Raw genomic sequence first — 15726 nt, 5'->3', positions numbered from 1 at the left:
CCGGACTCAATCTGGTGCGTGAATCTTTATTGCGAATGCTGCGCATTAAACATTGACCCGCCTCAAACAGCTGATTTCACATAGAAAATCTCGTTCATATTTCGATCCTGTCAAGTGCGTCAAAATGGTGAAAGGCCGCACCATTTTGCTGATTCCTATTTTTTATCGTTATTAATCAGAAATTTAAAACAGGAATAAGCATATAAAAAATATTCTTGCCGATTCCCGTAACTGCGACTAGCGTTTAATCCTGACAGCGTTGACAGGAATAACCTTTCAACACTGGCCGCATATAAAAATCCAGAACCGGCATCAGTCGGTCATGCCTGCGAGGAATCCGGAATGTCTCTGTTGATCCGTGGCGCTACCGTTGTTACTCATGATGAAAGTTACCGCGCCGATGTGTATTGCGCAGACGGCGTGATCAAGGCCATCGGCGACAATCTCGACATACCCGCAGGCGCCGAAATGCTCGACGGCAGCGGCCAGTACCTGATGCCCGGCGGCATCGATCCCCACACCCACATGCAACTGCCCTTCATGGGCACCGTGGCCAGCGAAGACTTCTACAGTGGCACGGCGGCGGGACTGGCCGGCGGCACCACCTCGATCATCGACTTCGTGATTCCCAACCCTCAGCAGTCGTTGATGGAAGCCTTCCATCAGTGGCGTGGCTGGGCGGAAAAATCGGCTTCCGATTACGGCTTTCACGTCGCCGTTACCTGGTGGAGCGAACAGGTCCGCGAGGAAATGGCCGAGCTGGTGAACCATCACGGGGTCAACAGCTTCAAGCACTTCATGGCTTACAAGAACGCGATCATGGCGGCGGACGACACCCTGGTGGCGAGTTTCGAGCGCTGCCTGGAACTGGGCGCGGTGCCCACGGTGCATGCGGAAAACGGCGAGCTGGTGTTTCACCTGCAACGCAAGCTGATGGCCCAGGGCATGACCGGGCCGGAAGCGCATCCGCTGTCGCGCCCTTCCCAGGTGGAAGGCGAAGCCGCGAGCCGGGCGATCCGCATCGCCGAAACCCTCGGCACACCGCTGTATCTGGTGCACGTCTCGACCAAGGAAGCCCTCGACGAAATCACCTACGCCCGGGCCAAGGGCCAGCCGGTCTACGGCGAAGTGCTGGCCGGGCACCTGCTGCTGGACGAGAGCGTCTATCAGCACCCGGACTGGCAAACCGCCGCTGGTTACGTGATGAGCCCGCCGTTCCGTCCGCGCGGCCATCAGGAAGCGCTGTGGCATGGCCTGCAAGCCGGTAACCTGCACACTACCGCCACCGACCACTGCTGCTTCTGCGCCGAACAGAAAGCCGCCGGCAAGGACGACTTCAGCAAGATCCCCAACGGCACCGCCGGCATCGAAGACCGCATGGCCGTACTCTGGGACGAAGGGGTCAACAGCGGTCGCTTCTCGATGCAGCACTTCGTCGCCCTGACCTCTACCAACACCGCCAAGATCTTTAACCTTTACCCACGCAAAGGCGCGATCCGCGTGGGGTCCGATGCCGACCTGGTGCTGTGGGACCCGAACGGCACGCGGACGATCTCGGCCAAGACCCATCACCAGCAGGTCGACTTCAACATCTTCGAAGGCAAGACCGTGCGCGGCGTGCCCAGCCACACCATCAGCCAGGGCCGGGTGGTCTGGGCCGACGGCGACCTGCGCGCCGAACGGGGTGCCGGGCGCTACATCGAACGGCCGGCATACCCGGCGGTGTTCGACTTGCTGAGCAAGCGGGCCGAGTTGAGTCAGCCGGTGGCTGTGAAACGTTGAGAGCGGCCTGCGGCCTATCGCGGGCAAGCCACGCTCCCACATTTTTGAAATGCATTCCCCTGTAGGAGCTGCCGAAGGCTGCGATCTTTTGATCCTGCTTGAAAAGATCGCAGCCTTCGGCAGCTCCTGCACGGGATCGCACAGCAACGAACAATGCCCATCAGAGGCAGCACCTCCATCACCGTGAGGCCAAAACCGTGATCAAGACCCTGACCCATCTCCCGCACCCCTACGAGAACGCGGCCGTCCTCGCCGGTCATTTCACCGACCTGGCGCCGCCGCTCAACGACCGACAAGCCCACCTGGAAGCCTCGCGCTGCCTGTATTGCTACGACGCACCCTGCGTCAACGCCTGCCCCAGCGAAATCGACATTCCCTCGTTCATCCGCAACATCCACCAGGACAACGTTCAGGGCGCCGCGCAAAAAATCCTGTCGGCCAACATCCTCGGCGGCAGCTGTGCGCGGGTGTGTCCGACGGAGATCCTTTGCCAGCAAGCCTGTGTGCGCAACAACGCCCATGAGTGCGCGCCGGTGCTGATCGGCCTGCTGCAGCGTTATGCCGTGGACAATGCGCACTTCAACCAGCATCCCTTCCCTCGCGCCGCCGCCACCGGCAAGCGCATTGCCGTGGTCGGCGCAGGTCCTGCCGGGTTGGCCTGCGCCCATCGCAGCGCCATGCACGGCCACGACGTGGTGATTTTCGAAGCGCGGGAAAAGGCCGGTGGCCTGAACGAATACGGCATCGCCAAGTACAAGCTGGTGGACGACTACGCGCAGAAGGAACTGGATTTCCTGCTGGAGATCGGCGGCATCGAAATTCGCCACGGGCAGAAACTCGGCGACAACCTGAGCCTCAGCGAACTGCATCAGCAATACGATGCGGTGTTCCTCGGCCTGGGCCTCAACGCCAGCAAACAGCTAGGCCTCGCCAATGAAGATGCCCCCGGCCTGCTCGCGGCCACCGACTACATCCGCGAACTGCGCCAGGCCGATGACCTGACCCAACTGCCGCTGGCCGACCACTGCATCGTCCTCGGCGCCGGCAACACCGCCATCGACATGGCGGTGCAAATGGCCCGCCTAGGGGCCCATGACGTCAACCTGGTGTACCGCCGTGGCGCCGAGGACATGGGCGCTACCCACCACGAACAGGAGATCGCCAAGGCCAATCAGGTGCGTCTGCTGACCTGGGCGCAACCGGACCAAGTATTGCTCGATGATCAGGGCCTGGTGCGCGGCATGCGTTTCGCCCGCACCCATCTGGTGGAGGGCCGCCTGCAAACCACTGGCGAAACCTTCGAGCTGGCTGCCGATGCGATCTTCAAGGCCATCGGCCAGCGCTTCGATGACAGCGCCCTCGCCGACCCGCTGGCCGCTCAACTCAAGCGCCAGGGCGATCGCCTGCTGGTGGACGAGAACCTGCGCACCAGCATTCCCGGCGTGTATGCCGGCGGCGACTGCACCAGCCTGGACCAGGACCTCACCGTGCAGGCCGTGCAGCACGGCAAACGGGCCGCCGAGGCCATTCATGCTCAACTGATGCTCAATGTGGAGGCTGCGTAAATGGCCGATCTGTCGATTGTCTTCGCCGGCATCAAAAGCCCCAATCCGTTCTGGCTGGCCTCCGCGCCGCCCACCGACAAGGCCTACAACGTGGTCCGCGCCTTCGAGGCCGGCTGGGGTGGCGTGGTCTGGAAAACCCTGGGTGAGGACCCGGCGGCGGTCAACGTATCGTCGCGCTATTCGGCGCACTACGGCGCCAACCGCGAGGTGCTGGGCTTTAACAACATCGAGCTGATCACCGACCGTTCGCTGGAGATCAACCTGCGGGAAATCACCCAGGTCAAGAAGGACTGGCCGGACCGCGCGCTGATCGTGTCGCTGATGGTGCCCTGCGTCGAAGAGTCCTGGAAACACATTCTGCCGCTGGTGGAAGCCACCGGCGCCGACGGCATCGAACTGAATTTCGGTTGCCCCCACGGCATGCCGGAACGCGGCATGGGCGCGGCGGTCGGCCAGGTGCCGGAGTATGTCGAGCAGGTCACGCGCTGGTGCAAGATGCACTGCTCGCTGCCGGTGATCGTCAAGCTGACGCCGAACATCACCGACATCCGCGTCGCCGCCCGTGCGGCTCATCGCGGTGGCGCCGACGCGGTGTCGCTGATCAACACCATCAACTCGATCACCAGCGTCGACCTGGAGCGCATGGTGGCCAACCCGATCGTCGGCAGCAAAAGCACCCACGGCGGCTACTGTGGTTCAGCGGTCAAGCCGATTGCCTTGAACATGGTCGCCGAAATCGCCCGCGACCCACAGACCGCCGGCCTGCCCATCAGCGGCATCGGCGGTATCGGCAACTGGCGCGATGCCGCGGAGTTCATGGCATTGGGCAGCGGTTCGGTGCAGGTGTGCACGGCGGCGATGCTTCATGGCTTTCGCATCGTCGAAGAGATGAAGGACGGCCTGTCACGCTGGATGGACAGTCAGGGCTACGCCAGCATCGCCGAGTTCTCCGGACGCGCCGTGGGGAACACCACGGACTGGAAGTACCTGGACATCAACTATCAGGTCATCGCGAAGATCGACCAGGAGGCCTGCATCGGCTGCGGCCGCTGCCACATTGCCTGCGAAGACACCTCGCACCAGGCTGTGGCCAGCCTGAAGAAACCCGACGGCACCCACAGCTATCAGGTGATCGACGAAGAATGCGTGGGCTGCAACCTGTGCCAGATCACCTGCCCCGTGCAGGACTGCATCGAAATGGTCCCGGTGGACACCGGCAAACCGTTCCTGGACTGGAACCATGATCCGAGGAATCCCTATCACGTTGCCGTTTGAGTTGTGTAGCGTCTGAGCGGACGACATCGCGAGCAGGCTCGCTCCCACATTGGATCTTCGGTGCAAACCGGCTCTTTGTGGGAGCGAGCCTGCTCGCGATGAGGCCGTCTGCAACAGCGACAATCTCAAGGCTCCAACCCAATCCCCCGCAAGATCACCTGCGTCACCGTCTGCACCGCACGCTCGAACTGCATGTCCGACAGCGCCTGATGCTCGTTGAGAATGTTCACCTGATGATCGAAATCCGCGTAATGCTGGGTCGAGGCCCAGATCATGTAGAGCAGGCTTGAGGGCTCCACCGGCAGGATGCGTTTGTCGTCGACCCACTGGCGGATCTTCGCTTCTTTCATCTTGGCCCAGTCGTAGAGGCTGGCGTCCAGGGCTTCGCCCAGGGTCGGGGCGCCGTGGATGATTTCGTTGGCCCAGACTTTCGAGCCGTAGGGACGGGTGCGCGAGTGGTGCATCTTGGCGCGGATGTAGCTGCTGAGGACCACGCGGGGGTCGTCGAACATCTCGAAGCACAGCGCGTCCTGCTTCCACACTTCCAGCAGATCGAACAGCACGGCGCTGTACAACTCGGTCTTGGTGCTGAAGTAGTAATGCAGGTTGGAACGCGGCAGTTGCACCTCGGCGGCGATGTCGGCCATGGCGGTGCTGCCGAAGCCTTTTTCGGCGAAGACCTTTTCGGCGGCGAGGAGAATTTTCTCGACGTTACTGCGACGAATCTCGATCTTGTGATTGCCCATGTGGGCTCCCTGACAACAGCGTTAAACAAGACTAGCATCCGCTCTAACGCCGGCGACAGGGGGACGGCAAACTTCCTGGAGCCGTACATTGCACTCGACGGTGCCTGCACGAGCCGCTCCCCAGCCAGGATCAAATGCCCTCTCGTCAATTTCCCAAAACGTCGCGTTGACAAGACGCGAAAAGCCCACCAATACTTCCGCACAGTCATACGACAACCTACAACAATCAATAATAAGAACGCGTAAAGGGATTTCCATGACGACCACTGCATCGACCCGCGCTCCGTTCAATCGCCTGCTTCTGACCGGTGCCGCCGGCGGGCTGGGCAAAGTCTTGCGCGACAGCCTGCGCCCTTATGCCCATGTCATTCGTCTCTCGGACATCGCCCCCATGGCACCCGCCATCGATGACCGTGAAGAAGTCGTGGTCTGCGACCTCTCCGACAAGCAGGCCGTGCATCGACTGGTCGAAGGCGTGGACGCGATCCTGCACTTTGGCGGCGTCTCCACCGAACATGCCTTCGAAGAAATCCTCGGCGCCAACATCTGCGGCGTGTTCCACATCTACGAAGCGGCCCGCCGGCATGGCGTCAAACGCGTCATCTTCGCCAGCTCCAACCACGTCATCGGCTTCTATAAACAGGATGAAGTCATCGACGCCCGCTCCCCTCGTCGTCCGGACAGCTACTACGGCCTGTCCAAGTCCTACGGCGAGGACATGGCGACGTTTTACTTCGACCGCTACGGCATCGAAACCGTCAGCATACGCATCGGCTCCTCGTTCCCGGAGCCACAGAACCGCCGGATGATGAGCACCTGGTTGAGTTACGACGACCTCACCCAATTGCTCGAACGCGCGTTGTACACCCCCGATGTTGGCCACACGGTGGTTTACGGGATGTCTGACAACAAGGACGTGTGGTGGGACAACCATTTCGCCTCCCGCCTGGGCTTTTCCCCCAGGGACACCTCCGAGGTGTTTCGCGAAAAAGTCGAAGCCCAGCCATTGCCGGCTGCCGATGATCCGGCGCGGATCTACCAGGGCGGTGCCTTCTGCGCAGCCGGTCCCTTCGGCGATTGAGTCAGGCCGTCGCTGGATCTTCATCACAACGCCAAGGGAATGAATCGCCATGCAAGCCGAAATGATTGTCGATGCCCGCAACGCCGTCGGTGAAAGCCCGGTCTGGGTCGCCGAGGAAAACGCCCTGTACTGGGTCGATATTCCCGCCGGAGGCTTGCAACGCTGGAGCGCCGAGCGCGGACATGTCGAAAGCTGGAGAACCCCGGAAATGCTCGCCTGCATCGCCCGTCATCCTGACGGTGGCTGGGTCGCCGGCATGGAAAGCGGCTTCTTCCATTTGCATGCCCACAACGATGGCAGCCTCGACAGCGAACCGTTGGCCGCAGTCGACCACATCCGCCCCGACATGCGCCTCAACGATGGTCGCTGCGATCGCCAGGGGCGGTTCTGGGCCGGCAGCATGGTGCTGGACATGGGCGCCAATGCCGACGACGGCGCGCTGTACCGCTACAGCGCCGGTCAACAGGGACCGCTGGCACCCCGCATGAGCGGTTTCATCGTGCCCAACGGCCTGGCCTTCAGCCCGGACGGGCGCACGATGTACCTGTCCGACTCGCACCCGCAGATCCAGCAGATCTGGGCCTTCGACTATGACATCGACAGCGGCGCACCGACCAATCGCCGGGTGTTCGTCGACATGCGAAAGTTTTGCGGCCGTCCCGATGGCGCCGCAGTGGATGCCGAGGGTTGCTACTGGATCTGCGCCAACGACGCCGGACTGATTCACCGGTTCACCCCCGATGGACGACTGGACCGGTCCCTCGCCGTCCCGGTGACAAAGCCGACCATGTGCGCCTTCGGTGGCAGTCGCCTGGACACGCTGTTCGTGACCTCGATCCGCCCCGGCAACGACCGCGATCCACAGTCCCTTGCCGGCGGCGTGTTCGCCCTCGACCCCGGCGTCAAAGGCTTGCCCGAACCGCTGTTCAACGATCTGTTTTAACGACCGCTCCCGCTGCACCGCTGCGCTTTTGAATACAAAAATAACAAGACTGGAGAAATGCCCATGGACTTCAAACGCACCTTGCTCCTCGCTGCGCTCCCGTTCACCTTCATCCTTGGCAACGCCGCCCAGGCGCTGGAAATCAAATTCGCCGACATCCACCCCGCCGGATACCCGACCGTGGTGGCCGAGGAACAGCTGGGCAAGACGCTGGTGGCGCAAAGCGACGGCAAACTGACCTTCAAGATGTTCGCCGGCGGCGTGCTCGGCTCGGAGAAGGAAGTGATCGAACAGGCCCAGGTCGGCGCCATCCAGATGGCCCGGGTCAGCCTGGGCATCGTCGGGCCGGTGGTGCCGGACGTGAACGTGTTCAACATGCCCTTCGTGTTCCGCGACCAGGCACACATGCGCAAGGTCATCGACGGCGAAATCGGCGACGAGATCCTCGACAGGATCACCAATTCCGAATTCAACCTCGTTGCCCTGGCCTGGATGGATGGCGGCACGCGCAACATCTACACCAAAAAACCGGTGCGCAGCCTCGAAGACCTCAAGGGCATGAAGATCCGCGTGCAAGGCAACCCGATGTTCATCGACACCATCAACGCCATGGGTGGCAACGGCATCGCCATGGACACCGGTGAAATCTTCAGCGCCCTGCAGACCGGCGTGATCGACGGCGCGGAAAACAACCCGCCGACCCTGCTCGAACACAACCACTACCAGAACGCCAAGTACTACGCCCTCACCGGCCACCTGATCCTGCCGGAACCCATCGTGATGTCGAAAATCACCTGGGACAAACTCACCCCCGAGCAACAGGCGCTGGTGAAGAAAACCGCCAAGGCCGCCCAGGCGCAGGAACGCCAGTTGTGGGACGCCAAATCGGCCAGCAGCGAGGATAAACTCAAGGCGGCCGGCGTCGAATTCATCACCGTCGACAAGAAACCTTTCTACGAAGCGACCGCCTCGATCCGCGAGAAATACGGCGCGCCCTATGCCGATCTGATCAAGCGCATCGAAGCCGTGCAGTAACCCTTCCGCTCTCCTGAAAGGCCCGGCGCCGCAGCGGTTGGCAAACCTCCGTGCGCGCCCGGTTACGGTGAAACCCGATGAAGAATCTCGCGCTGCGTATCAATGACAGGCTGTACATGGCCTGTATCTGGACCGCCGGTCTGTCGGTCCTGGCCATTTCCCTGATCATTCCCTGGGGCGTATTCGCCCGCTACGTGCTCGGCACCGGCGCCAGCTGGCCCGAGCCCACGGCGATCCTGCTGATGATGGTCTTCACCTTCATCGGCGCCGCCGCCAGCTATCGCTCAGGTTCGCACATGGCGGTGGCGATGCTCACTGATCGCCTGCCACCGCACCTGCGCAAGACCATGAGCCTCGTCGCGCAATTGCTGATGGCGACCATCTGCCTGTTCATGACGATCTGGGGCACCAAGCTCTGCCTCTCGACCTGGAACCAGTTCATGAGCGCCCTGCCCACCTTGCGGGTCGGCATTACCTACATGCCGATTCCCGTGGGTGGCCTGCTGACGCTGATTTTTGTCCTGGAAAAAATCTTGCTCGGCGATCAGAGCAACCGTCGGGTCGTGCGTTTCGACCTCGTGGAAGAAAACGAAGGGGCTGCCTGAATGGACGCTTTGATTCTGCTGGGCAGCTTTATCGCATTGATCCTGATCGGCATGCCGGTCGCCTACGCCCTGGGGCTCTCGGCCCTGATCGGTGCCTGGTGGATCGACATTCCCTTCCAGGCCCTGATGATCCAGGTCGCCGGTGGCGTGAACAAATTCTCCCTGCTGGCGATTCCGTTCTTCGTCCTGGCCGGGGCGATCATGGCCGAGGGCGGCATGTCCCGGCGCCTGGTGGCGTTCGCCGGGGTGCTGGTGGGTTTCGTGCGCGGCGGCCTGTCGCTGGTCAACATCATGGCCTCGACCTTCTTCGGCGCGATCTCCGGCTCCTCGGTGGCCGACACCGCGTCCGTCGGTTCCGTGCTGATTCCGGAAATGGAACGCCGCGGCTATCCAAGGGAATTCGCCACGGCGGTGACCGTCAGCGGCTCGGTGCAGGCCCTGCTGACACCGCCGAGCCACAACTCGGTGCTCTACTCGCTGGCGGCTGGCGGCACGGTGTCGATTGCCTCGCTGTTCATGGCCGGTGTGGTTCCGGGCCTGTTGATGAGCGCGTGCCTGATGGTCCTGTGCCTGATCTTCGCCAGGAAGCGCGACTACCCCAAGGGCGAAGTGATTCCGATGCGCGAAGCGCTGAAGATCTGCGGCGAGGCGATGTGGGGCCTGATGGCCATGGTGATCATCCTCGGCGGGATCCTGTCGGGCATCTTCACCGCGACCGAATCGGCGGCGATCGCCGTGCTCTGGTCGTTCTTCGTGACCATGTTCATCTACCGTGACTACAAGTGGAGCGAGTTGCCCAAGCTCATGCATCGCACGGTGCGGACGATTTCGATCGTGATGATCCTGATCGGCTTTGCGGCCAGTTTCGGCTACATCATGACCCTGATGCAGATTCCGGCGAAGATCACCACGCTGTTCCTGACCCTGTCGGACAACCGCTATGTGATCCTGATGTGCATCAACGTCATGCTGCTGTTGCTCGGCACCGTGATGGACATGGCGCCGCTGATCCTGATCCTGACGCCGATCCTGATGCCGGTGATTCTCGGCATTGGCGTGGACCCGGTGCAGTTTGGGATGATCATGCTGGTCAACCTGGGCATCGGCCTGATTACACCGCCGGTGGGCGCGGTTCTGTTCGTGGGGTCTGCAGTGGGTAAAGTGACAATCGAAACAACCGTGAAGGCCTTGCTGCCGTTCTACGCCGTGCTGTTCCTGGTGCTGATGGGCGTGACGTATATCCCGGCGCTGTCGCTGTGGTTGCCGCATCTGGTGCTGTAAACACATCAAAAGATCGCAGCCTTCGGCAGTTCCTGCATTGGGATGGCGCACACCCTGTAGGAGCGAGCTTGCTCGCTCCTACAGGTCTGCAGTGGGGCCTAATAACTGACTTAGCACCGCGCGCAACTTGCCGGGCTTTACCGGTTTGTTCAGCAGCGGCGCGTCGAGTCGATGCAGGGCGCTTCGGCACTGGTCGGTGCGATCGGCGGTAATGATCACCGCAGGTATCGACTGGTGGAAATGCTCGCGCAAATGCCGCACCACGTCGCAGCCGATCACGGCGTGATCGAGGTGGTAATCCGCCAGAATCAACTCCGGCGGCCTCCCCGCCAACGCCGCCAGCGCCGCGCTTTCATCGGTGGCCGTGACCACTTCGCAGCCCCACTGCCCGAGTAACGCACTCATGCTTTGCAGAATGCTCACTTCATTGTCCAGCACCAGCAATCTGCGGCCCGGCAACGGGTTTCCGGTGCTCGGCTGTGGTGCGCTCTGGCCGATCGGCAAGGGAATGTCATGGGACAGTGGCACATCGATGCTGAACATCGATCCGCGCCCAGGCCGCGATCGCACGCCGACGGGATAACCAAGGATCTTGGCGATACGCTCGACTATCGCCAGCCCCAGGCCAACGCCCTTGCGGTCGGCTGCGCGCCCGACACCCAGTTGGTTGAATTCGAGAAAGATCGAGTCGAGACGGTCCGCCGGAATCCCGCAGCCGGTGTCCCACACTTCCAGACGCAGAGACTCGCCACGCCGCCGCGCGCCGAGCAGGATGCTGCCCTCGTCGGTGTAGCGGCAGGCATTGCTGAGGAAGTTGCGCAGAATCCGGGTCATCAGGCGCAGGTCGGTGCTGATGGCGTAATCGCCCATGTGCACGCGCAGATTCAAGCCCGCCGCCTGGGCTACGGACTGGAACTCCGAGACCAGCGGCCCGAGCAATTCATCCAGCCGATAGGGCGCGATGTCCGGCTTGACCGCCGACTGATCGAGCCGGGAAATGTCCAGCAGATCGGTGAGCAGATCCTCCGCGCCTTCAAGGGCCTGGTGCGTACGCTCCACCAGCACCTGCTCGTCTCCCGGCAACTTGCGTTCGCGCAGGGTCGAAATCAGCAAGCGCGCCGCGTTCAGCGGTTGCAGCAGGTCATGGCTGGCCGCCGCCAGGTATTTGTCCTTGCTGCGATTGGCCGCCTCAGCGGCATCCCGGGCATCGCGCAGGGCCTGGGCGATCTGTTTACGCTGGGTGATCTGCTGTTGCAGGTTGCGGTTGGCTTCCAACAGCTCATCGGTGCGCGCAGTGACCCGTTGCTCCAGTTCGTCGTTGAGTTGTTGCAAACGCTCCTGAGCCTGTTTGCGCTCAGTGATGTCGGCGACAAAACCTTCCACCAGCCCTTCCTGGCCGGGCTTGAGCAACAGGTTCATCAACACATCGATGTGGCTGCCGTCCTTGCGCCGCAGGCGGGTTTCGTATCCGTTGAGGCTGCGCTGGCCCTGGAGGATTTCGCCGATGTCCTTCAGTTCCTGCGCCCCGCCGCAGAACAGCTTGCTGGCCAGGTCATCCAGGGAAAACAGCACCTCCTGCGGGTCCTGATAACCAAGCATCCGCGCCAGCGCCGGGTTGGCGGCGCGCATGCCCTCTTGCAGGCTGGCCTGGAAGATCCCGTGGACGGCGTTTTCGAACAGCCATTTGTAGCGGTTGCGCTCGGCTTCCAGTTCATCCAGGCGCGCGGCCAGTTCCGGGTAATGGCTCTTGCGCGCCGAGTGGCTGCCCAGTCCCAAAAGCCCCGTCAAGGCCGCACGTTGTTGCTCGTCAGAGGGCTTCGCCATAGACGACCTCGACATCACGCTGACTGGACTCGCGCGGGTTGGTCAGGATGCACGGGTCGTCCATGGCGTGTTGCGACAGGAAGGGAATGTCCGAGGTGCTGACCCCGTGCAAGCCGAGGGTTTCGTGGAAACCGATGGCGTGTTTCAGCGCGATCAGGTGTTCCACCAGACGCCCGCAGATCTGCCGCTGGTTAAGGCCACGGCAATCGATGCCGAAGGTCTCGGCAATGACCTTGAAGCGTTCCGGCGCCGAGCTGTAGTTGAAAGCCACCACGTGCTCCACAAGCACCGCGTTGCACAGGCCGTGGGGCAAGTCGAGGAAGCCGCCCAGGCTATGGGACATGGCATGCACCGCACCGAGGATCGCATTGGAGAACGCCAGCCCGGCCTGCATGCTCCCGAGCATGATTTTCTCTCGCAGGGCGATGTCCGTCGGGTTGGCGATCATCTGCACCAGGTTGCCATTGATCAGGCGCATCGCCTCCAGTGCATGGGGGTCGGTCAGCGGCCCGTGGCCGGTGGAGACGAAGGCTTCGATGGCGTGCACCAGGGCATCGATACCGGTACAGGCCGAGAGGAACGGGTCCATGCTAAGGGTGGTTTCCGGATCGATCAGCGACACGTCCGGCACCACCGCCTTGCTGACGATGGAGAACTTCATGCGCTCCTGCTGATTGGAAATGATCACGAACTGCGAGACGTCCGCCGAGGTGCCGGCGGTGGTCGGGATCAGGATCAGCGGCGGGCTGGGCACGCGGATGGTGTCCACCCCTTCGAATTCGAGGATGTTGCGCCCGTGGGCGACGACAATGCCGATGCCCTTGCCGCAATCCATCGGGCTGCCGCCACCGACCGCAACGATCACATCGCAATGATTTTCCCGGTACATTTCGGCGCCGAGCATGACCTCTTCGATCCGCGGATTGGGCGAGACGGCGCTGTACAGGCAGTATTCGATACCCAGCGCCTGCAGGCTGGCCTCGACATCGGCCACCCATCCGGCGGCAATCACCCCCGGATCGCTGACCACCAGCACCTTGCGCGCGCCGAAGGTCTTGGCGTAGTTACCGACGTTGTGCCGGCAACCGGCACCGAAAATGATTTCAGGCGAGACGAACTTGCGCAGCTGACTGAGACTCTGGCTCATGGGAAGCCTGTTCTTATTGTTTTGGAATGTAACGTCCACACTAAAGCATCCGGTGGTGAATGCAATGAGACCAATGACGGGACCGTGAATACAGCACAAAACCCTGTGTGCGGGCTTGCTCGCGAAGGGGTCATGTCAATCGACCTCGATGGTGATTGACACTCCGCATTCGCGAGCAAGCCCGCTCCCACAGGGGACCTGCGCCGGGTCATTCAGCCGCGGTAGATCAGCTGCGATGCCTTCTCATTACGCAATGTCAGATGTTCGATGCCGAGCCCCGGCGCTTCGGCCTCTTCCCGCGCCTTGAGGATCACTTCGTGATGGAGCGATTTGGCGCACACCGGGTCGGCATTGGCCGCGTCCCCCGTGAGCATGAACGCCTGGCAACGGCAGCCCCCCAGGTCCTTGTGCTTTTCGTCGCAGGAGCGGCACGGCTCCTTCATCCAAGCATCGCCGCGAAAACGGTTGAAGCCGAACGAATCGTTCCAGATGTGCTCGATGCTGTGCTCACGCACGTTGGGAAACTGCACCGGCAACTGCCGGGCGCTATGGCAGGGCAACGCGGTGCCGTCGGGGGTGATGTCGAGAAAAAGGTTCGCCCAGCCGTTCATGCAGGTTTTCGGGCGTTCCTCGTAATAGTCCGGGGTGACGAAAATCAGTTTGCACGGATGGCCCTGGGCCTCGAGACGCTGGCGATACTCGTTGGTGATGCGCTCGGCGCGCTGCAATTGCTCACGGGTCGGCAGCAGGCCGACACGGTTGAGTTCGGCCCAGCCGTAGAACTGGCACGTCGCCAATTCCACGAAATCCGCTTCCAGTTCCAGGCATAGTTCGATGATCCGGTCGATATTGTCGATGTTGTGCCGGTGGGTGACGAAGTTCAGCACCATCGGATAGCCCTGGGCTTTCACCGCCCGGGCCATGGCCAGCTTCTGCGCGAAGGCTTTGCGTGAGCCGGCGAGCATGTTGTTCACCGCCTCGTCGGCGGCCTGGAAACTGATCTGGATATGGTCGAGCCCGGCGACCTTGAAGTCGCGCACCTTCTGCTCGGTCAAGCCGATGCCCGAGGTGATCAGGTTGGTGTAGTAGCCCATGTCCCGCGCGGCCTTGATCAACTGCGCCAGGTCCTGACGCACCAACGGCTCGCCACCGGAAAAACCCAGTTGCGCGGCGCCCATCTCGCGCGCTTCGCGGAACACGCGAATCCATTGCTCGGTGCTCAGCTCCTCGCCGTGCCGGGCGAAGTCCAGCGGATTGGAGCAGTACGGGCACTGCAGCGGGCAACGATAGGTCAGCTCCGCCAGCAGCCACAGCGGTGGCCCCGGCAGCGTTTCACTCGATCCAGAACTGGGCATGGGCCACCTCCAGGAACGCCAGCACATCCTCATCGATTCCCGGCACCTCGGGATGCTTCGCCGACAGTTGGGCAATGATCGCGGCAACGCTGCGCCGGCCGTCCAGCAGATCGAGAATCTGTCCGGCGCTGGCGTTGAGCTTAATCATGCCTTCGGGGTACAGCAGCACATGGCAGGCCTGACGCGGTTCCCATTGCAGGCGAAACCCGCGGCGCAACGAGGGTGACTGTTCTCGATTGATCAGGTTCACAGGGCGATCCCCCGATGCCAGACATTGTCGCGGGTGACCGAGTGATAAGGCGGGCGCTCGAGTTCGTAGGCCATGGTCATGGCGTCGAGCATGGTCCAGAGAATGTCCAGCTTGAACTGCAGGATTTCCAGCATGCGCGCTTGTCCTTCGCGGGTTTGGTAATGCTCGAGGGTGATGCGCAGGCCATGCTCGACATCGCGCCGGGCCTGACCCAGGCGAGTGCGGAAATATGCGTAGCCGTCCGGGTTGATCCACGGGTAATGCTGCGGCCAGCTGTCGAGGCGCGACTGGTGGATCTGCGGGGCGAACAGTTCGGTCAGGGAGCTGCTGGCGGCTTCCTGCCAACTGGCGCGGCGGGCGAAGTTGACGTAGGCGTCTACGGCGAAGCGCACGCCGGGCAGTACGAGTTCCTGCGAAAGGATCCGCTCGCGCTCCAGTCCGACCGCTTCGCCAAGACGCAGCCAGGCTTCAATCCCGCCTTCACTGCCGGGCGCGCCGTCGTGATCCAGCAGGCGCTGAATCCATTGGCGACGGATCTCGCGGTCAGGGCAGTTGGCAAGGATCGCGGCGTCCTTGAGCGGGATGTTGACCTGGTAGTAGAAGCGGTTGGCGACCCAGCCCTGGATCTGCTCGCGGGTGGCACGGCCATGGTACATCGCCACGTGGTATGGGTGGTGGATATGGTAGTAAGCACCCTTGGCACGCAGGGCCTGCTCGAATTCGGCGGGGGTCAGTGGAGTGTTGGTCATTGTTGTTCTCCGGGAATCTTTTGGTGTCTGGTCCGGCCTCTTCGCGGGCAAGCCTCGCTCCTACAGGTGCGTGGTGCTCTCTTGTAGG

At 62.1% G+C, this 15726-nt stretch carries 14 protein-coding genes; 8 read left to right on the top strand and 6 right to left on the bottom strand.

Annotation, left to right across the window (positions count from 1 at the left end; all coding sequences use genetic code 11):
- Positions 1-342: 342 nt before the first annotated feature.
- From hydA to preA, 3 genes are all read left to right on the top strand, one after another.
- Complete coding sequence (gene hydA / locus HNO86_RS12670; RefSeq protein WP_175377293.1) at positions 343-1782, top strand: dihydropyrimidinase; 1440 nt, start codon at positions 343-345, stop codon at positions 1780-1782.
- A gap of 197 nt (positions 1783-1979) precedes the next feature.
- Positions 1980-3347, top strand: coding sequence for an FAD-dependent oxidoreductase (locus HNO86_RS12665; protein ID WP_175377292.1), 1368 nt, complete (start codon positions 1980-1982; stop codon positions 3345-3347).
- Entirely contained in the window at positions 3348-4622 is a 1275-nt protein-coding gene (gene preA, locus HNO86_RS12660) for an NAD-dependent dihydropyrimidine dehydrogenase subunit PreA (RefSeq protein WP_175377291.1), read from the top strand.
- A gap of 125 nt (positions 4623-4747) precedes the next feature.
- On the opposite strand, the gene HNO86_RS12655 is transcribed toward preA, so the two are convergent.
- A complete protein-coding gene (locus tag HNO86_RS12655; protein ID WP_175377290.1) occupies positions 4748-5368 on the bottom strand; it encodes a TetR/AcrR family transcriptional regulator in 621 nt (206 codons plus the stop codon).
- Positions 5369-5624: 256 nt separating this feature from the next.
- Between HNO86_RS12655 and HNO86_RS12650 the strand changes: the two genes are divergently transcribed.
- The 5 genes from HNO86_RS12650 (at position 5625) to HNO86_RS12630 (ending at position 10313) form a co-directional block, all read left to right on the top strand.
- Positions 5625-6449 (top strand): NAD(P)-dependent oxidoreductase, encoded by an 825-nt coding sequence (locus tag HNO86_RS12650; protein WP_175377289.1) that lies wholly within the window; start codon positions 5625-5627, stop codon positions 6447-6449.
- 49 nt (positions 6450-6498) lie between these two features.
- Positions 6499-7392: an SMP-30/gluconolactonase/LRE family protein gene (locus HNO86_RS12645; RefSeq protein ID WP_175377288.1), complete on the top strand. Its 894-nt coding sequence runs from the start codon at positions 6499-6501 to the stop codon at positions 7390-7392.
- 63 nt (positions 7393-7455) lie between these two features.
- Positions 7456-8427 (top strand): TRAP transporter substrate-binding protein, encoded by a 972-nt coding sequence (locus HNO86_RS12640; RefSeq protein ID WP_175377287.1) that lies wholly within the window; start codon positions 7456-7458, stop codon positions 8425-8427.
- Between the two features lie 77 nt (positions 8428-8504).
- Positions 8505-9032: a TRAP transporter small permease gene (locus HNO86_RS12635; protein ID WP_175377286.1), complete on the top strand. Its 528-nt coding sequence runs from the start codon at positions 8505-8507 to the stop codon at positions 9030-9032.
- A complete protein-coding gene (locus HNO86_RS12630) occupies positions 9033-10313 on the top strand; it encodes a TRAP transporter large permease (protein ID WP_175377285.1) in 1281 nt (426 codons plus the stop codon).
- Positions 10314-10391: 78 nt separating this feature from the next.
- Here HNO86_RS12630 and HNO86_RS12625 read toward each other — a convergent pair whose 3' ends face one another.
- From HNO86_RS12625 to pqqC, 5 genes are all read right to left on the bottom strand, one after another.
- Positions 10392-12137 carry a NahK/ErcS family hybrid sensor histidine kinase/response regulator gene (locus HNO86_RS12625; protein WP_175377284.1) on the bottom strand — a complete coding sequence of 582 codons (1746 nt, stop codon included), beginning with the start codon at positions 12135-12137 and terminating at the stop codon, positions 10392-10394.
- The gene (ercA, locus tag HNO86_RS12620; protein ID WP_110962520.1) at positions 12121-13284 is read right to left on the bottom strand and encodes an alcohol dehydrogenase-like regulatory protein ErcA; all 1164 of its coding nucleotides are present in this window, start codon (positions 13282-13284) and stop codon (positions 12121-12123) included. Before ercA ends, HNO86_RS12625 begins: the two co-directional genes overlap by 17 nt.
- A 212-nt stretch (positions 13285-13496) precedes the next feature.
- The gene (gene pqqE, locus HNO86_RS12615) at positions 13497-14639 is read right to left on the bottom strand and encodes a pyrroloquinoline quinone biosynthesis protein PqqE (protein WP_175377283.1); all 1143 of its coding nucleotides are present in this window, start codon (positions 14637-14639) and stop codon (positions 13497-13499) included.
- Positions 14617-14889 (bottom strand): pyrroloquinoline quinone biosynthesis peptide chaperone PqqD, encoded by a 273-nt coding sequence (gene pqqD, locus HNO86_RS12610; RefSeq protein WP_175377282.1) that lies wholly within the window; start codon positions 14887-14889, stop codon positions 14617-14619. The genes pqqE and pqqD overlap by 23 nt, the downstream gene beginning before the upstream one ends.
- Positions 14886-15638 (bottom strand): pyrroloquinoline-quinone synthase PqqC, encoded by a 753-nt coding sequence (gene pqqC, locus HNO86_RS12605; protein ID WP_175377281.1) that lies wholly within the window; start codon positions 15636-15638, stop codon positions 14886-14888. Before pqqC ends, pqqD begins: the two co-directional genes overlap by 4 nt.
- Positions 15639-15726: the final 88 nt, after the last annotated feature.

It is taken from the genome of Pseudomonas sp. C1C7, assembly GCF_013359595.1.
In the GTDB taxonomy this organism is placed as follows: Bacteria; Pseudomonadota; Gammaproteobacteria; order Pseudomonadales; family Pseudomonadaceae; genus Aquipseudomonas.
The sequence above is the reverse complement of the archived record's forward strand: the minus strand, read 5'-3'. Positions and strand labels throughout refer to the sequence as shown.